Annotated in this window: 14 protein-coding genes, 1 pseudogene and 1 riboswitch; of the genes and pseudogenes, 10 read left to right on the top strand and 5 right to left on the bottom strand. The window is 40.8% G+C overall.

Annotated elements, in window-relative coordinates; all coding sequences use genetic code 11:
- The first annotated feature begins 1 nt into the window (after nucleotide 1).
- The 6 genes and pseudogenes from NSQ70_RS02475 (at nucleotide 2) to NSQ70_RS02500 (ending at nucleotide 8,942) form a co-directional block, all read left to right on the top strand.
- Nucleotides 2-2,083 (top strand): cellulose biosynthesis cyclic di-GMP-binding regulatory protein BcsB, encoded by a 2,082-nt coding sequence (locus NSQ70_RS02475; RefSeq protein WP_342502424.1) that lies wholly within the window; start codon nucleotides 2-4, stop codon nucleotides 2,081-2,083.
- Between the two features lie 66 nt (nucleotides 2,084-2,149).
- Nucleotides 2,150-2,297, top strand: a riboswitch (cyclic di-AMP (ydaO/yuaA leader).
- Nucleotides 2,298-2,409: 112 nt separating this feature from the next.
- Nucleotides 2,410-4,236, top strand: a complete 1,827-nt coding sequence (locus tag NSQ70_RS02480) for an APC family permease (RefSeq protein WP_035703793.1) — start codon at nucleotides 2,410-2,412, stop codon at nucleotides 4,234-4,236.
- 70 nt (nucleotides 4,237-4,306) lie between these two features.
- On the top strand, nucleotides 4,307-6,028 hold the full coding sequence (locus NSQ70_RS02485; protein WP_019743133.1) for a pyruvate oxidase: 1,722 nt from the start codon (nucleotides 4,307-4,309) through the stop codon (nucleotides 6,026-6,028).
- Nucleotides 6,029-6,261: 233 nt separating this feature from the next.
- Nucleotides 6,262-7,814: pseudogene (locus tag NSQ70_RS02490) on the top strand (T7SS effector LXG polymorphic toxin).
- 4 nt (nucleotides 7,815-7,818) lie between these two features.
- Nucleotides 7,819-8,301 (top strand): DUF2247 family protein, encoded by a 483-nt coding sequence (locus NSQ70_RS02495; protein ID WP_342502425.1) that lies wholly within the window; start codon nucleotides 7,819-7,821, stop codon nucleotides 8,299-8,301.
- A gap of 416 nt (nucleotides 8,302-8,717) precedes the next feature.
- Nucleotides 8,718-8,942 carry a hypothetical protein gene (locus NSQ70_RS02500; RefSeq protein WP_035704197.1) on the top strand — a complete coding sequence of 75 codons (225 nt, stop codon included), beginning with the start codon at nucleotides 8,718-8,720 and terminating at the stop codon, nucleotides 8,940-8,942.
- Nucleotides 8,943-8,982: 40 nt separating this feature from the next.
- Here the strand turns inward: NSQ70_RS02500 and NSQ70_RS02505 are convergent, their stop codons facing one another.
- The 4 genes from NSQ70_RS02505 to NSQ70_RS02520 all read right to left on the bottom strand — a co-directional run bounded on the left by NSQ70_RS02505 (nucleotide 8,983) and on the right by NSQ70_RS02520 (nucleotide 11,749).
- Nucleotides 8,983-9,246 (bottom strand): hypothetical protein, encoded by a 264-nt coding sequence (locus NSQ70_RS02505; RefSeq protein ID WP_008346966.1) that lies wholly within the window; start codon nucleotides 9,244-9,246, stop codon nucleotides 8,983-8,985.
- Between the two features lie 98 nt (nucleotides 9,247-9,344).
- Nucleotides 9,345-9,914: a GNAT family protein gene (locus NSQ70_RS02510; RefSeq protein ID WP_008346964.1), complete on the bottom strand. Its 570-nt coding sequence runs from the start codon at nucleotides 9,912-9,914 to the stop codon at nucleotides 9,345-9,347.
- 67 nt (nucleotides 9,915-9,981) lie between these two features.
- Nucleotides 9,982-11,259 (bottom strand): Nramp family divalent metal transporter, encoded by a 1,278-nt coding sequence (locus tag NSQ70_RS02515; protein ID WP_327862521.1) that lies wholly within the window; start codon nucleotides 11,257-11,259, stop codon nucleotides 9,982-9,984.
- A gap of 229 nt (nucleotides 11,260-11,488) precedes the next feature.
- Nucleotides 11,489-11,749 (bottom strand): GlsB/YeaQ/YmgE family stress response membrane protein, encoded by a 261-nt coding sequence (locus NSQ70_RS02520; protein ID WP_003214275.1) that lies wholly within the window; start codon nucleotides 11,747-11,749, stop codon nucleotides 11,489-11,491.
- Between the two features lie 156 nt (nucleotides 11,750-11,905).
- On the opposite strand from NSQ70_RS02520, the gene NSQ70_RS02525 reads away from it, so the two are divergent.
- Complete coding sequence (locus tag NSQ70_RS02525) at nucleotides 11,906-12,736, top strand: EcsC family protein (protein ID WP_024720476.1); 831 nt, start codon at nucleotides 11,906-11,908, stop codon at nucleotides 12,734-12,736.
- A gap of 248 nt (nucleotides 12,737-12,984) precedes the next feature.
- Entirely contained in the window at nucleotides 12,985-14,340 is a 1,356-nt protein-coding gene (locus NSQ70_RS02530) for an IS1182 family transposase (protein WP_047947312.1), read from the top strand.
- A 102-nt stretch (nucleotides 14,341-14,442) separates the two neighbouring features.
- On the opposite strand, the gene NSQ70_RS02535 is transcribed toward NSQ70_RS02530, so the two are convergent.
- Entirely contained in the window at nucleotides 14,443-15,540 is a 1,098-nt protein-coding gene (locus tag NSQ70_RS02535) for a TRAP transporter substrate-binding protein (RefSeq protein WP_096881033.1), read from the bottom strand.
- An 82-nt stretch (nucleotides 15,541-15,622) separates the two neighbouring features.
- Between NSQ70_RS02535 and NSQ70_RS02540 the strand changes: the two genes are divergently transcribed.
- Nucleotides 15,623-17,227, top strand: coding sequence for a sensor histidine kinase (locus tag NSQ70_RS02540; protein WP_327862524.1), 1,605 nt, complete (start codon nucleotides 15,623-15,625; stop codon nucleotides 17,225-17,227).
- Nucleotides 17,224-17,907, top strand: coding sequence for a response regulator (locus NSQ70_RS02545; RefSeq protein WP_039166112.1), 684 nt, complete (start codon nucleotides 17,224-17,226; stop codon nucleotides 17,905-17,907). The genes NSQ70_RS02540 and NSQ70_RS02545 overlap by 4 nt, the downstream gene beginning before the upstream one ends.
- Nucleotides 17,908-18,008: the final 101 nt, after the last annotated feature.

Raw genomic sequence — 18,008 nt, forward strand, 5'->3', positions numbered from 1 at the left:
ATTGAAATCGTTAAAATGGTTGATTTATATATTAGGATTATCCTTAGCGATCCAGCCTTTTTTCATGGCAGGTCAAGCAATGGCGCAATCCAACCGAGTTCAAGTCAAAGATGATTGGGTTCAATCTTCAAAAGAAAGCAAAACAAAAACGCAGCATCTATCAGAAGACGTAGTGACCTTATATGGACAAGAAGACCGCACTGAATTTACCTATCAAGTGGATCAGGAAAAAACAGAGTCAAGCACATTGACGTTCAATATAGAGGCTTCACCATTATTGATTTCACCTTCCTCATTCACTGTTATGATTGATGGAGAGATCGAAAAGACCATCCCTGTATCAGGGAAAAACCAGAAGAAGTCGATTCAAATCAAGTTGAACAAAGCACAATTGAAAGAAGGTACTCATCGCATTCAGGTCACATTTTATGGTGTTTTAAAAGAAGGCGTGTGTATCAACCAAGACACACCTGCTAATTGGCTAAAAGTGTATCCTGAAAGTGAACTTACATTCAAAGGAATCCAGACAAAAGATTTCACATTAGATAGCTTTCCATCACCTTTTATTCAAACAGGTGATCAGAAAGAACAGACAGATATTGTAATTCCTAATTCACCGGATGCAGCTGAATTAGAAGCGGCCATCAAAGTATACCGTACGTTGAAAAACAAAGATCGCCAAAAAGAGATCAAACTTATCCAAGAAAAGGACATCAAGCAAGTGGCGCACCCAACGATTGCTGTGGGAGCTAAAGGAAGCTGGGATGGACGGATGAAATCGATTGAACAAGCTGCAGGAATTAAAACAAAAAGCAGTCATCTTACGGTAGCGATGAGAACTTTGACAGCAAAGAAAACAGAACAGCCCATTTTATTTGTGACAGCGGAAAAGCCTGTGACAATCGCTGGAAAAATCAATGTTCTGACTCAGTCAGAATTAACGGATCAACTGACTGGAACAGACCTAGTGCTTCAAAAGGCTGCAGCTCAAACGTCTAAACCATCTCACAAGATTCGTTTGAAAGATTTTGGCGGAGATGATGTCACGGTTGGGACCAACAAGACGGCATCCGACCACTACTATTATCCGAAAGCGCTACTGGCTAACCAAAAATCAGGTGCAAAGCTCAATCTTTCATTCAAAAAATCTGATACAGCGGCAAGCAAAACAGAACGGTTAACTGTTATGATCAATGACGAACCGCACGACGTACCATTAACAAAACTAGGCAGCAAAGATGCGAATGGATTCTATCATGTCTCGATTCCAGTCGATTCAAAGATACTTCAAAAAAATGAATATATTGATTTGCAATTTGTCACAAGTGGTTTTAAAAACATGGAATCTTGCAGACATACGGATGAAGAAGGCTGGATATTCATTGACAAAAATAGCTCTTTACAAATACCAGAAGGAACAACGAGTGAAAAGCCAGATTTAGCCGCATGGCCGCTCCCGTTCACTTCGAAAAATACATTGATCATCATACCAGATCAAATCAAACGTGAAACAATCAATCAAATGGCCATGGTGACGGAATCTTTTAGTCAGCCAGAAGTAGCTCAATATCATTTAATGAAAGCTTCTCAAGTGACAAATGAACAATTGAAAAATCACCCTCTCATTTTCATCGGAGGCATTCAAACATTCTCTCTTCTGAAAGAAAAAGCAGCCGATCTCGTTGTTCCGGTGAAAAAGGATCAGTATGATGTATCTTCTTTCGGCATGATCAACGAAACAACGGCTCGAATTGTATGGACGCAGCCATCTGTTTGGAATAAAGAACAGACAATGACAGTCTTTTCAGGAATGACTGCAACTGAAGCTAACGTGTCAAATGAAGTAATGCAATTTCTTCAAACAAATACAGAAAAAGCAACAGTTGCAATAGAGAGTAAAAACAAAGGTGTGTTTACTAATCATCAATCCGTCAGCAGCACATCGAACAGTCTGAAAACAAGTGAAAAACAAAGCAGTAGCGAGTCTTGGATTTACTTTGTGTGTATCGCTGCAATCATCCTTTTGGTGCTTGTGATGATTGTCTATTTCGTACGAAAAAACCGTAAAAAGACTGAGTTCTAAACGATCAAAAGACCTTGAAAAAATCTCTTTACTTTGGTGTCAAACGGGAGTATGATCTCTTTTATAAAAGACCAATCGCTGAATCATTTCGATGAGCGGGGGAACCAATTGTGGTGGTATAAAACACCACGTGGGGTGAATCCTTTTAAGGTAGGGCAAAATCTCATGCGCCCGAATCCGTCAGCTAACCTCGTAAGCGTTAAAGAGAGCAAAGACCAATCTGTGATCTAAACAATAGGCACAGGGGCATTCTATTGCCTCTGTGTCTTTTTGGCGATCCAAATTTTGTAACTCAAATCGTTTGACACTAAAGGAGCGGGCATCACATGTACAGTTTGATGAAGCGTATTTTAATTGGTAAACCATTAAAATCACAGGCAGCAGGAGAACAAAAACTATCAAAAATCAAAGCTTTGGCATTATTGTCATCAGACGCATTGTCGTCAGTCGCATACGGTACAGAACAAATCTTAATTGTTCTATCAGTTGTTAGTGCGGCAGCGTTTTGGTACTCACTCCCGATTGCAGGTTGTGTATTAATTCTTTTGATGGCGTTAATTCTATCTTACCGCCAGATTATTTATGCATATCCAGAAGGCGGCGGGGCGTATGTCGTCTCCAGCAGAAACTTAGGTGAAAAACCAGGGCTGGTTGCTGGTGGATCATTACTCGTCGATTACATTTTAACCGTAGCAGTGAGCATTTCTGCTGGGACCGATGCGATCACATCGGCTTTTCCAGCTCTATATCCATATCATGTCATGATCTCAATTGTATTAGTCCTAGTGATTATGGTGTTAAACCTTCGTGGACTGACAGAGTCGGCATCTATTTTGGCTTATCCTGTGTACCTATTTGTCTTTTCGTTGCTCATTTTAATTGGGGTGGGCGGGTTTAAACTATTAACTGGGCAAGTGCCGCCAGCACCTGAACATACAGCATTTGGCACACATGTATCAGGCATCACGTTATTTCTTTTATTAAAGGCATTTTCGTCTGGCTGTTCTGCTTTAACTGGTGTTGAAGCGATTTCTAATACAATTCCATCCTTTAAAAAACCAGCTGCACAAAATGCAGCGAGAACTTTATTGATGATGGGGGGATTACTGGCCGTTCTATTTGTAGGAGTGACATTGCTTGCGTTTGGTTTTGGCATCTCGCCAAAGCCAGAAGAAACGGTTGTGTCACAGATTGCATCAGACACTTTTGGACGGACATTTTTCTACTATGTCATTCAAGCTGTCACAGCTTTAATTTTAATATTAGCGGCAAACACAGGTTTTTCAGCTTTTCCATTATTGGCTGTCAACTTAGCAAAGGATAAATATATGCCGCGCATGTTTACAGTGAGAGGAGATCGGCTCGGTTATTCCAATGGTATTATCTTTTTAGGTGTAGCTTCTATGCTGCTTATTTGGTTATTTGATGGGAAAACGGAACACCTCATTCCACTTTATGCTGTCGGTGTGTTTATTCCATTTACCTTGTCTCAGACAGGTATGTGTGTAAAGTGGATTCGTGAAAAACCACAGGGATGGAAAGTGAAAATGCCTATCAATATCGTAGGAGCACTTATTTCATTTACGGTTTTCATGATTCTCATTTTGACCAAGTTCCATCTTGTATGGCCGGTATTTGTTTTCATGCCAATTGTTCTATTTATTTTTTATTCTATTAAGAAACATTATCTGTCTGTTGGAGAACAATTACGTTTATTGAATGAAACCGAGCCTGTCGAAATCAAAGGGAATGTGGTCATCGTCCCAATAGCAGGTGTCACACGTGTCGTCGAACAATCTGTTCAATATGCAAAATCCTTATCAGACCAGGTCATAGCGGTTCATGTATCGTTTGATAAAGAGAAAGACAAGAAAATTGAAGCTGATTGGGAAAAGCTGAATAGTGATGTGCGTCTTGTGATTTTACATTCGTCTTATCGAAGTCTCATTCACCCGCTTGATAAGTTTCTTGAAACGATTGAAGCGAAAGCAAATGCGCATCAATATAGAGTGATGGTACTCGTCCCTCAATTTATTCCGAAAAAAAGATGGCACACCATTTTGCATAATCAATCTGCTTTCTTATTAAGGTTCCGTTTATTATGGAAACGGGATATTGTTGTCGCCACTCTTCCATATCACTTTAAAAAGTAACAAGAGCAAGTTGAAACGTTTGATCAAAAGGGTGCGGTGGTATGGAGTAAGAAAAAAGGAGTTTTCTCACATGCCGCAAAGAACCGCAGGAAAAGAAGTAACAGCGCTACTGGAAGAGTGGGGCGTGAAACATATTTATGGAATGCCCGGCGACAGTATTAACGAATTAATCGAAGAACTAAGGCATGAATCAAGCAAAATTCAATTTATACAAACAAGACATGAAGAAGTGGCAGCACTTTCAGCAGCAGCTGATGCGAAACTAACAGGCAAACTTGGTGTTTGTTTATCAATTGCTGGGCCAGGTGCTGTCCACTTATTAAATGGACTATACGATGCAAAAGCGGATGGTGCACCTGTATTAGCGATTGCAGGGCAGGTTGCCTCAACTGAAGTAGGCAGAGATGCATTTCAAGAAATCAAATTAGAGCGGATGTTTGACGATGTTGCTGTCTTTAATCAGCAAGTACAAACAGCAGAAGCTCTGCCTGACTTATTGAATCAAGCCATCAAAGCTGCTTATACCCATAAAGGGGTGGCGGTTCTCACTGTCTCAGATGATTTATTTTCTCAGAAAATTAAGCGGAGTCCCGTTTATACATCACCTCTTTATGTAGAGGGAGATGTGCGGCCGAAGAAAGATCAACTGCTAAAGGCTGCTCAACTCATTAACAATGCGAAGAAGCCAGTCATCTTAGCAGGAAAAGGATTAAGAAATGCTAAAGAAGAACTTCTTTCGTTTGCAGAAAAGGCAGCTGCACCGATCGTCATTACACTTCCTGCAAAAGGTGTTGTTCCAGACAGGCATCCATACTTTTTAGGAAACCTAGGTCAGATCGGTACGAAGCCGGCATATGAAGCGATGGAAGAGTGCGATTTATTAATCATGCTTGGAACCTCCTTCCCATATAGGGATTACTTACCGGAAGACACACCTGCCATTCAATTGGATATCAAACCGGATCAGATCGGTAAAAGATATCCAGTAGAAGTGGGGATTGTAAGTGACAGTAAGACTGGTCTTCATGAACTAACCTCTTATATTGAATATAAAGAGCAGCGCGGTTTCCTTGAAGCTTGTACAGAGCACATGATGAAGTGGCGAGAAGAAATGGATAAGGAAAAATCTATTGCCACATCACCGCTTAAACCGCAGCAAGTCATCGCTAGATTAGAAGAAGCGGTCGATGATGATGCCATTCTTTCAGTTGATGTCGGTAATGTGACGGTATGGATGGCACGTCATTTCGAAATGAAGCAGCAGGATTTCATTATTTCCAGCTGGCTTGCCACAATGGGCTGTGGGTTACCTGGCGCAATATCAGCTAAATTAAACGAACCAAACCGCCAAGCTATTGCTGTCTGTGGTGACGGAGGCTTCACAATGGTGATGCAAGATTTTGTGACGGCGGTAAAATATAAACTGCCAATTGTCGTTGTGATCTTAAACAACAACAACCTTGGTATGATTGAATATGAACAACAGGTAAAAGGCAACATCAACTATGGTATAGAGCTGGAAGATATTGATTTTGCAAAATTTGCAGAAGCATGCGGTGGTAAAGGAATCTCGGTGTCATCACATGAAGAACTAGCACCAGCCTTTGATCAAGCACTTCAAGCTGAGAAACCTGTGATCATTGATGTTGCGGTGACCAATGAACCACCGTTACCTGGTAAAATCACGTACACACAAGCAGCAGGCTTTAGTAAATATTTATTGAAAAAATTCTTTGAAAAAGGTGAGCTGGATATCCCTCCACTCAAGAAAAGCCTTAAACGCTTTTTCTAAACAGCAGGTAGTCGGTCTTCTAATTAGAAGACTGACTTTTTTTGTTGAATAGGTAAAATCATTTCAATTGTCACTTGTTTTCTTCTGTATAAAAATATACAGACTGGCTTTTTTGCAACTTAAAGCCTATTTTTCCAATTCGGTGAGAAAGGTAAAATAGACTTTATGATCAATAATGGAGGGAGTGGCTTAATCTGGGAAAGATACTTGATGCAAAAGCACTAACCAGTGCCATGGATACAAGGGCAAAACACTATCAGGAACTCCGCGAACAAATGATAGATTTAAAAAAGGCACTTCAAGGTGTTGCCAATCTCGGTGACGACTTCACTGGAAAAGGTGCCGATAACATTAAAAGCTTCTACAAAGAACTCGCCGGAAATGTGGACATGTTTATTAGCTTCATTGATAAACAAAAAGCCTTTCATGAAGGTGTTTCTGGGACACTTGATGATACAAACTTTGGCGGCGACACCTTTGTAGAAGAACACTTTTTAGACAACGCTGTACATATGGGAATCAAGAATGCCAAAAGCATCGTGAAGGATCAAAAAAAGGCACTCAAAACGATTTTTCAAGATATTGATGACCTCATTTCTCTGGAGGTATTTGATAGTAAAACCTTTGACGAAAAGATTGCAGATGCGGAAGATGAACGGAAGAAAACGGTTAAAGATTTAATAGAACTTGATCAAAATCTAAAAGATGAATATGCTTTGTCAGAGACTGAGGAGAAGGCTACAATGGCATTGTACGCAGAAATGATGAATGCCACAAATGACGGAAAATCCATTTCGCCTATGAATTTTGACAAGAAAGCGTATCAAAATAGCGAAATCTACAAGGCAAAAAGCGATATTGAGAAGCAAACTTCTGAATATCTAAAAATCAAAAAAGATCAAGAAGAAGCCCGCAAGATTGCAAAGGAACAAGAAGCGCTAGCCAACCGTCCGTGGTATGAAAAAGCTCTTGATTACGGAGGAGATATCGTCAATGAACTGACAGGCGTGAACGATGCAAAACGTGCCGCAACAGGTGTCGATCCGATCACAGGTGAAGAACTCACCGCAGGACAGCGAGTCGCCGCAGGCGGCATGGCAGCAGCAGGCTACATCCCGATCGTCGGATGGGCAGGACGTATTTTCAAAGGCGGAAAAGCCGTCTATAAAACGACTCAACCACGTCTGCCGCAGTCAGAGCAGTCGACATTTACAAGACATCACAGAAGTCTTTCGATGCGTTGAAAACATCACAAAAAGGCTTATATGGACTCACCGCGACCAACGGCTTCAGCGAAGCGATTACGGGTCGAGATATGTTTGGAAATAAAGTCTCGAAAGAACAACAAGAAGCTAGTATGAATGCGGCGCTGGGGATGCTTTTGCCATTTGGGGCGAAAGGGTTTCGTGGGAAGATGGGGATTAAGAGTACGAGTGAACTTAAGCATCCGGTTTTAGATAATCCAAGAGTAGGTAGTGCATTAAAAGATGATTTTTATCATAGATTTAATGATATTATTGACAACTATGCAGTTCATTCAAAAAGATTTGATTTGCCGAATAGAAGAGGACATATGGATTCGTTGTATCAAATTGAGGGATCAATGGTTAAGTATGAGACAAAGTTTGTAAAAATTAAGAATAATGCACCTGAAATGATACAGTCGAAAGAGATAAGAAATGGCGTGTTTGAATGGGTTGTAGATCCAACAACTAACAAAGTAACCCATAGAACTTTTATACCTGACGGCAAAGTTACAGGAAAAATAAATCAATGGGGGAAATAAAAAATTGTATAAAATTGAAATAATCAAGAAAAGAGGATTTGAATGTAATTGGGCTACGTTGTTTGTTGGTAGACAGTATAATTTAATTCCTGCCTTAGAAGTAACAAACTATGCAGTGGAATATCTAGAAAATAACCCTCATGATGATAACGAGCTCATTCTTGAATTAGCGTGGGAACAAGAAGAAGTAAAGGTAGATGATATACTTGAAAGCATAATCTCTGATAATTCTTCGGAAGACATGACGAGAGAATATCATAAGTGGCTATATAGTATTATGAAAGAAGCGTATACTCACTCAACTGATGATACCATCTTTGAAGAAATTGAACATATTTTCTCAGTTTTTCACACGCCCGAAAATATGTATGATTTTTTTAGAGAAGTATCAGACGCATTTTATTATCCCCATGATTCACAAAAAACAATGAAAGAACTTGTAGAAGAGTTTTTAGAAAATGAAAAACAATTGATTTTAAATAAGTAGAGAACTTAAAGAAAACGATGGATAAATAAGCCATCGTTTTTTCGTACATAAGATTGTTTGTCTAATGACCTTTCTCTTGAGCATAGGGATTTTCATGGAATTGCAGAAGTCCTTTGGTGATTGAATTCTACGTGGAATGTTATATATAGGATCATTTTATAAAATTTTGAAAGAAACGGTGAAAACATAGATTGACAATAAAATAAGTATCATATCCGAGAAATTTGAAAATAAAAATATGGGTGAACTCGTAGAAGGAATTACGATTATCATAGATGGAAAATTTCACCTTGATATTTCTGATAAAATCAAGGTTTTTTAAACTGTAAATTCACTTTCATACCAAATCACCCCACACATAATTGGGAATCATATGTTAAACTAACCCAATCACCACAAAAAAAGGGGAATAAACCATGCTATGGATTTTCACACAAAACGAACAAAGTTTCGTTAATGTCCACGAAGTCACAGTAACCGGTAAAAAGATTGAAGGGTCTATCGCAGGCGGCGATTCTTGGGTCAAGACGCTCGGCAAGTATGACTCAAATGATCGAGCGTCAGAGATCCTTCAAGACATTGTGAAAGTAATTGAAAAAAACCCAAATGGTACAATGACCTATCGAATGCCTCAGCAGTAAAAAAAGAAACCACCTTTCCATCGCGAAAAGGTGGTTTTGTTTATGAAGGTGTTTTGGTAAAGGCTAAAAATAACGGGATGCCTGTGCCGACAAGTGTAGTGGCGAATAGGAACATACCGCAAATGAATAGAAAATGACTGGCTGAAAAGACGAGTGCCAGAATGAGAAACACGATGCTGAGTCCTGCCATGCTATATGATGGGACAAAGCGGCGTTTGTATGTGGCTTTCTTTGTTAGGAATGAGAAGAAAATGCCAAATAATAAAGGGACAATCCATAAGTAAAATAAAATAATAAGAGACATACATCATACCTCGATTTTTCCTTCTATTTTATCAGATGCCAATCACAACGGATACTACAAAGCTTCACTTTGTAAAATAGTTCATGCAATCGACACAATTAAGTGGGCTGATTGATCGAATTCGTTTTTTGTTTCATATATTCAGGCTGTAAAAGTGCGTACACACAGTGATCGGCAAAGTGGTCGCCCAGCCATTCACATTGTCTTAATATGCCTTCAAGTGAAAAAGATAAACGCTCTGCGATGCGTCTGCTTTTTTGATTATCAACAGCGGCTCTTATTTCAATGCGATGCAGACCGCACTCTTCAAATAAATAGTGAATGACCGCTTTGCATGCTTTTGTCATGATGCCTTTTCCTTGATAGCCTTCCCCGAGCCAATAGCCAATGGAAACCGTCCGATTAATCCAATGAATTTGGTGGGTGCCAATGATACCAACGAGTTCTCCATGTGACCAGATTCCAGCCTGAAAACCATTGTTTTGCAAAGCTTGCTGCATGGCACCTTGAATAAACGCCATGCTGTCTTCTTCTGTCTGCGTCGAATCGACCCATAGCATCCATTCACGTAAGTGCTCTCTTGAGCGTTGGATGAGCAGATACAGACTTCTCGCGTCTCTTGGTTCAAGCAGCCGCATGGATAGATCTTGATCCTGATAAAAAAACATGTGATCACATCCTCTCAAGGGAAATTCTACCACAACCCGATATAAAAGACAGCCTGATCACTGTCTTTTACATAAACGTATCCACAATTAAAAACAGATTCAGTGCGACAACAAGAGCTGCTATCACCCAAGATATTCCGGTCACCCAGCGAGCATTCGTCAAATCGCCCATAATTCGTTTTTTACTTGTAAACAAAATGAGCGGAATTAAAGCAAACGCAATTCCAAAGGATAAGACCACTTGACTCATCACAAGCGCAGATGTCGGATTGACCCCAGATGCAATGATCGCAATAGGGGGAATGATGGTAATTAGCCGGCGGACATACAGCGGAATTCGGTACTGAATAAAACCTTGCATAATAATATCGCCTGACAGTGTACCGACAGAAGAACTGGAAAGTCCGGCTACAAGCAGACCTACACCAAATAAGATCGCTGATACAGGACCTGCGAGAGTTCCAAAATGCTGAAATGCTACATCTAAATCCTCAACAAAAAGACCATTTTTAAAAAATAAAGCAGCTGCTACAATCAACATGCTGGCATTGATGGCGCCAGCAACTACCATCGCAATGAGGATGTCTAAAAACTCAAAACGAAAAATCAGCTTTTTCTCTTTTTCCGTTCTGCCGACGACTCTTCTTTGCGTTAAGGCTGAATGGAGATAGATCGCATGCGGCATCACCGTAGCGCCTAAAATACCAGCGGCAAGCAGTACGCTGTCTGTCCCTTCAAACCTTGGAATGAACAGTCCACCGGCGACACTTGCAAGATTAGGTTTGGCGACAAAGGTTTGTACAGCGAAAGCAATCACGACAACAAACAGCATGCCGGTAATTCCTGCTTCTAACGCTCGATAACCTCGTCTTTGGAGCTCTAAAATGGCAAAAGAACCGATCGCTGCAATAATCGATGCTTCAAGTAGCGGGATACGAAAGAGTAAGTATAAACCAAGGGCAGCCCCGATAAATTCGGCTAAATCTGTGGCGATAATGACGAGTTCGCCCTGAATCCATAAACCGATCGAGACTGGTTTTGGAAACTCTTCTCGAGCAATTTCAGGTAAATTTTTCCCTGTTGCGATTCCAAGCTTTGCAGACAAAGACTGGATGAGTAAGGCCATGAGATTGGATATGAGAATGACCCATAACAGAAGGTAGCCATATTTCGAGCCAGCTGCAATGTTGGTCGCAAAGTTTCCTGGATCAATATAGGCAATGGCGGCGATAAAAGCAGGCCCGAGAAAAGGAAGGAGCCTTCTAAATCCTTTCACCTTTCCTTCAAGTGCACGCTCCGCTGCCACTGACATGTGGGCCTGTGCCTCGATGTATTTGTTTGTCATATGTCATCACCTAGATTCTACAAAGTTTTGCTTTGGCACAAAAAGTTTCCTCGATGCAATTTTTAATCATCATATGCCCATCTTCATGAAAAGTCAACTATCTGAACTAATAGGTTTGTTTATCATATGTAAGTGAAAAAAATAGATACCTTGTCAATCAACACATAAAAAACACCGCCTCTTATCTTAGGCGGTGCATCCTCTGCTTCCTCTTCTTTTGTATCGTTTTTTAAGAAACCCTTGATCCAACGCTGCGGAAGATCAAGCTTAAAATAATGACGAAAATGGCTGCTCCTAAGATCGCTGGAATGATCGCAAATCCTGCCAGACTAGGACCCCACGTTCCAAGTAATCCATGACCAATCCAAGCACCTGCAAGCCCAGCAATCATTGAACCGATCCAGCCTCCTGGTACACTGCCTCCAGCGAGTGCACTCCCAATGAGACCAATGACAATCGCCACAACTAATGAAATCAGAAATCCTAACATGTTGATCACTCCTCTTTTGTTTGTTTACTAAGCAATAACCGTTTTAAAAGAGATTAAAACCTTTCGGAACCGCTTCAATGTTCGATACGTATGATGGACAAGGATTGTGTATAATAACAGACATATACTTGAACGGCATCTAAGGAGGCAAATGGCATGGAGGAAAGAGAGTGGCTAAAAGCACAATTAAAAGAGATTGAAAAATGGGAGAAAGACCAGCAAAAGGTATGGTTTTGGGAGAAACTCAGCCGGCTCCCATTTCAAATGCTGGACAAGCTGACCCCTGCCTTTATTCAAAAGAAAATCGGTGTGTTATTAGATGAGATGGGGCACTACATTCAATCAGGCGGTGTCTATTTGACGTCAGAGAAAGGCATTATTCATCAATTTCAAAAGAAATGTGCCGATGAATCGATTCAGCGTATTGAAGATATTGAGGCGGCTCCGATCGAGGTCATGGATGCCATTAGTGACCAGATGGGGAAAAACCGAACAAACCTCGCCACTGTACAAGGTGCGACAACAGGTGTCGGAGGTATGTTTACATTAGCGGCAGATATTCCGGCTGTCCTCGGTCTCTCTTTAAAAACATTACAGGATATCGCCGTCACCTATGGCTATGATCCGAAAAATAAAGAAGAACGAGTCTTTATCATTAAATGTTTACAGTTGAATTCTGCTGACGTTGTTGGGAAAAAATCAATATTAAAAGAGCTGAAGAGCTATCATGCATCAGAAGGGAAGCACGAAAACATGATCTCTCAAATTCAAGGATGGCGTGAGGTCGTATATAACTACCGTGATTCGTTTGGCTGGAAGAAGCTGTTTCAACTTGTCCCAATTGCGGGGATTTTGTTTGGTGCAGCGTCCAACCGCTCACAGTTAAAAGGAATTGCTGAAACAGGCATCATGCAATATCGAAAGCGCAGAATATTAACAAGATTAGAGGAGCTCGCTCAGCAAGAACAGCGTGACTCCGGCGCATAAAAAAATCCCTTTCTAAAAGGGATTTCAGCGTGTAGACAAACCCTCGCATTCGGTGTCAGTCCTGCGCGCTGGTGCTCACGAATGTCAAATTCGCTTCGCGCCAGTACTCGTCCTTCCTAGACTGCAAAGGTTTTCTATCACGCTGAAAAGAAGACAAAGCCCTTTCATAAGGGCTTTCAGCGTGTAGACAAAGTCTACACGCTTTTTTGTATAATAAGGGCAATAACACATTTCTGTGGGGGATGAACATGTTATCGAAACGTGAAGAAGAAAGAAGAAATCAATTAGAAGTCGTGGCCTTAGATGAATTAGTGCCTGAAGATCATCTTGTACGAAAAATTGATCAAGCGATCGATTTTGATTTTGTTTATGATCTTGTCAAAGATCATTATAGTTCTGATAACGGTAGACCAAGTGTGGATCCCGTTGTTCTTATTAAAATGGTTTTGATCCAATATCTATTTGGCATTCGTTCTATGCGTCAAACCATTAAAGAAATTGAAACCAATGTTGCTTATCGTTGGTTTATTGGGTATGGGTTTTCAGAGAAAATTCCGCACTTTTCTACCTTCGGTAAGAACTACGTGAGACGCTTTCATGATACAGATTTATTCGAACAAATTTTTTATCGAATCTTAAGAGAAGCGATGAAAAAAGGTCTCGTTGATCCATCTATCGCTTTCATTGACTCAACTCATGTAAAAGCGAACGCCAATAAGAAAAAACTTGAAAAGAAAATTGTTCGAGTAGAAACGAGAAGTTATCAAAATCAGCTTCATGAGGAGATCAATGTTGATCGTGAGGAACATGGAAAAAAGCCGTTACCCCTACAGAATAAAGAAGAGAAAAAAGAAATCAAGGTCAGTACAACTGACCCAGAGAGTGGCTACTATGTAAAGGATGAACGTGAAAAGTTATTTGCTTATTCATTTCATACGGCTTGTGATTCAAAAGGATTTATTTTAGGAACACTGGTCACTGGTGGAAATGTTCATGATAGTCGTATGTTAGATTCACTTGTATCAAAGGTGACAAAGAAAGTCGGAAAACCCAATGTAGTCGCAGTGGATGCTGGATATAAAACACCTTATATCGCCAAGTTTTTAATGGATCAAGAGATAAGACCTGTCATGCCTTACACTCGCCCGAAAACAAAAGCTGGTTACTTGAAAAAGAATGAATACGTATATGACGCACATGTTGATTGTTACATTTGCCCAAACGGGCAAATTCTTTCTTATCGTACAACGACTAGAGAGGGATATAAGCAATATGCGTCCGATTCAGAGGTATGTAAATCCTGCTCGTTTCTAGATAACTGTACACAAAGTCAAAATCACACCAAACAGATTCACCGACATATTTGGCAGGACTACCTAGACGAAGCAGACCATCTGAGACTCACTGAAATGAATAAGAACATCTATGCAAAACGGAAAGAAACGATTGAACGCGTTTTTGCGGATGCAAAAGAAAAGCATGGAATGCGATGGACGAAACTTCGAGGATTGAAAAAAGTTTCGATGCAGGCGATGCTTACTTTCGCTGCCATGAATCTTAAGAAATTAGCAAACTGGACATGGAAAGAGCCATGTCCAGCGTAAAGCGACTGATCAATTTTATCAAAATAAGTGAAAACCCCACTTTTACTTGAAGTAAAGGTGGGGTTTGTCTACGGTCTGAAATCCCTTTCTAAAAGGGATTTTTTATTTGGTCTCAGCATCTTCTTCAAACGCTTGAATCGGAGAATATTCATAGCGTGCCCGGAGCTCGCGGATTTGTTTGATTAAGGTGGAACCGATGATCCTTTCTGCTTCATCATATAAAGGATCGAGCGCCTTCATCCATTTTTGCCGCTCTGCTGGTGTTAATTCGTGTATGGCAATTGGAGATTCGCGTTTAATATCCTCCAGCTGATCCTTATTCATCTGTTCTGCATGTTTTTCATTCCATGCTGTTGTTTCTTCCATCGCTTCGAGTAAAATTCGCTTCGTCTCAGGTGTTTGGCGATCAAAAAAGGATTGATCTGTTAAGACGACATACCCTAAATACCCGTGATTACTGATCGTCATATAGTCTTGTATATGATAGAATTTTTTTGAATAAATATTTGAAATTGTATTTTCTTCACCGTCTACTTTTTTTGTTTCTAGCAGCTGAAAAGTTGAATTAAACGATTCCTGATAGGGTTTTGCGCCAAGAAGCTTGAATTGCTTTTCAATCATGTCACTTTGCATAATACGGAGAGATTGTTTTTTTAAATCACTAGGCTGCTTGATTGGGCCTTTATTCGAAGTGATTTGCTTAAAGCCATTTGTCCAGTAGGCCATTCCCTTTAGTCCGTCTTTTTGCAGTGTGCCGAACAGTCTCTGTCCAATCGCACCATGTAACCCTTCTTGGACAGCATCGTAGTTAGAAAAGGCAAAGGGCAGATCAAGTGCCAGCCATTCAGGGGACAGCATGCCGAGCTTTGACGTAGACGGAGCAATAAATTGAACTTGATTCTCTTTTAGTGCATTAATTTCTTCGATATCAGAATAAAGACTCCCGTTTGAAAAGATTTGAATGCTGATCCTGCCGTCGGATTTTTCATGAACAAGCTCAGCAAATTTCTTTGCAGCCAGCCCTTTTGGGGTATTATCTGCGACAACATGGCTGAATTTGAACACAAGCTGATCCTTCAGCCCAGTCTGTTCATCGTCGAAGATCGTCGCTGATTTAGGCATCATATGATAAAAACCAAAGTATAAAGCGGTTACAAAACCGATGATGAGCAATAGCGTATAGGCGAGTAAATTCTTCATGCGTCAGATCCCCCTTATGTCAAGGATACTTGACAGAGGAAGAATTCGTAAAGATACAGGTGAAAAAATGATGAGAAATCGACTGAAATTACAACAATTATCTATTAGATGGAAGCTCACCATCCTCACATATTTCGTTGTCATTTTTGCCCTTTTAATCGGAGGAATTGTTCTAGTCGGGGGAATTCAGCAAACAGAGGAACGAGAACTTCGAAAAAGGCTCATGAACACGGCAAGAACAGTAGCTGAGATGAATGAGGTAAAGCAGGCATTGGATGATCAGACAAAGGAGCGTGCGCAGTTACAGCATGCCATTGAAGAGATTCGGATTATCCAAGATGCTGACTACATTGTTGTCATGGATATGGATCATGTGCGATTGACACATCCAGTAAAAACAAGGATTGGCCAGCGCTCTGAGGGGACAGATGAAGAACCTGCTTTTGCAGAGCATATCTATTTCTCAGAAGCACAGGGAGAGCTTGGCACAGCCATTAGAGCCTTTTATCCAGTAAAAGATGAAAAATTTAACCAAACAGGGGTTGTACTAGTCGGAAGAACATTGCCGAGTATGGCAGATATATTAGGAGAAATGAAGCAGGATATCCTCATGATCCTTTTGCTGACGCTCAGCTTCGGGCTTGTCGGTTCATTTTTGCTCGCCCGTCATATTAAACAGCAAATGTTTAAGCTGGAGCCGCATGAGATTGTCAGAATGCTAGAAGAACGCACTGCTACCTTTCATTCCATTAATGAAGGGGTCATTGCCATTGATAACCAGCACATGATCACCATTTTTAATGAAAAAGCAAAGCAAATTTTCAGCGTGACAGGTGATGTAGTGGGCCGAAATATTTGGGATGTGCTGTCAGATACAAGGCTTCCAGAAATCATTGACCGCGCAGAACCCGTCTACAATGAAGAAATTCATATGAGCGGAAAGCGGATCATGAGCAGCCGAATTCCGATTGTGATGAAAAAGAAAATCATCGGAGCGGTTGCGATTTTTCAGGACCGGACAGAGGCGGCCAAATTGGCGGAGGAATTAACCGGGGTGAAGAACTTCGTTGATGGCCTGCGGGTGCAAAATCATGAACATATGAATAAGCTTCATACAATTGCGGGATTAATTCAGCTGGGGAAAGCCGATCAAGCACTCGATTTAGCGTTCCAAACGACCGAAGAGCAGGAGCATGTGACGGACTTTCTCCACCGTGTGATACAGCATGACGCAGTTGCTGGTTTATTGATGAGCAAGATAAGAAGGGGCAAGGAGCTTGGCATCAAGGTTGAAGTAGATAAAAATAGCAGTCTGCGCGATTTCCCAGAGCGGCTGGATCAGCATGATATGACGAAGCTACTTGGCAACCTGATCGAGAACGCCTTTGCCGCGTATGATACTGTAGAAAGAGACACAAAACTCATTTCTATTAGTATTGATCAAACAGAGGATGTCCTCGCGATCTTAATTGAAGATTATGGTTCTGGAATAGAAGAGGACATGATTCCTCATATTTTCGACAAAGGCTTTACTCACGGTAAAGAAGGCGGAACAGGCTACGGACTGTATATTGTAAAAACGATTATCGACAAAGGGATGGGAAATGTAGAAGTCACATCAAGCATCGGCATTGGTACCACCTTCTCAATCGAATTCCCAATGACAATAGAGGAGAGAGACAGATGACTCAGATTAAGGTGCTATTAATTGAAGATGACCCGATGGTGCAAGAAGTCAATAAAGAGTTCATTAAGAGTGTCCCTGGCTTTCAAGTTGCGGCTGTAGCAGGAAATGGCGAGCAGGGCATCCAGCTAATCAAAGACATTCGCCCAGATCTTGTGGTGCTCGATGTGTATATGCCTAAAAAAGATGGCGTCAAAACACTGCAAGACATCAGAAAGCAAAAGATGCAGGTGGATGTGATTGTGATTTCGGCAGCAAAGGACAAAGAGACGATCGGCACCATGCTTCAAAATGGTGCCCGAGATTATATCATTAAGCCATTTAAGTTTGAACGGATGAAAGAATCTCTTGAAAGCTATAAAGCGTTCAAATCAAAAATTCGTACCGCAGCAGAATTTTCTCAAGAGATGCTCGATGATATCATACGAAAGCCTGCAGTTAAGCAGGAAGAGACATGGCTTCCTAAGGGGCTGAATGTGCATACGATGAATGAAATTAAAGCCTATATGCGTCTGCAAGAAGGAGCGCAGTCTGCAGAGGAAGTCGCCAATGCACTTGGGATTGCACGTGTCACGGCACGCCGTTATTTAGACTTCCTTGTAAAAGAAGGCGAGCTGAAATTAGATATGCAATATGGCGGGGTCGGACGCCCTGTGAATAAATATATCGTACATTCTGACTAAGAGACCAAAAAGACCAAAATGTACGATATGTCCATAAGCTTCACAGCCTTTGATGAAATCGCTATCATTTACCTACAGATAACAGTTAAGCGTTTACATCA

This window comes from Bacillus sp. FSL R5-0397, from assembly GCF_038593395.1.
In the GTDB taxonomy this organism is placed as follows: domain Bacteria; phylum Bacillota; class Bacilli; order Bacillales; family Bacillaceae; genus Bacillus; species Bacillus altitudinis.

Bases quoted from the DNA above. Each gene is read 5' to 3' on its own strand.
- NSQ70_RS02530 (WP_047947312.1), top strand. From the start codon at position 12,985: ATGTTATCGAAACGTGAAGAAGAAAGAAGAAATCAATTAGAAGTCGTG.
- NSQ70_RS02485 (WP_019743133.1), top strand. From the start codon at position 4,307: ATGCCGCAAAGAACCGCAGGAAAAGAAGTAACAGCGCTACTGGAAGAG.
- NSQ70_RS02515 (WP_327862521.1), bottom strand. From the start codon at position 11,259: ATGACAAACAAATACATCGAGGCACAGGCCCACATGTCAGTGGCAGCG.
- NSQ70_RS02480 (WP_035703793.1), top strand. From the start codon at position 2,410: ATGTACAGTTTGATGAAGCGTATTTTAATTGGTAAACCATTAAAATCA.
- NSQ70_RS02525 (WP_024720476.1), top strand. From the start codon at position 11,906: ATGGAGGAAAGAGAGTGGCTAAAAGCACAATTAAAAGAGATTGAAAAA.
- NSQ70_RS02505 (WP_008346966.1), bottom strand. From the start codon at position 9,246: ATGTCTCTTATTATTTTATTTTACTTATGGATTGTCCCTTTATTATTT.
- NSQ70_RS02510 (WP_008346964.1), bottom strand. From the start codon at position 9,914: ATGTTTTTTTATCAGGATCAAGATCTATCCATGCGGCTGCTTGAACCA.
- NSQ70_RS02545 (WP_039166112.1), top strand. From the start codon at position 17,224: ATGACTCAGATTAAGGTGCTATTAATTGAAGATGACCCGATGGTGCAA.
- NSQ70_RS02520 (WP_003214275.1), bottom strand. From the start codon at position 11,749: ATGTTAGGATTTCTGATTTCATTAGTTGTGGCGATTGTCATTGGTCTC.
- NSQ70_RS02535 (WP_096881033.1), bottom strand. From the start codon at position 15,540: ATGAAGAATTTACTCGCCTATACGCTATTGCTCATCATCGGTTTTGTA.
- NSQ70_RS02500 (WP_035704197.1), top strand. From the start codon at position 8,718: ATGCTATGGATTTTCACACAAAACGAACAAAGTTTCGTTAATGTCCAC.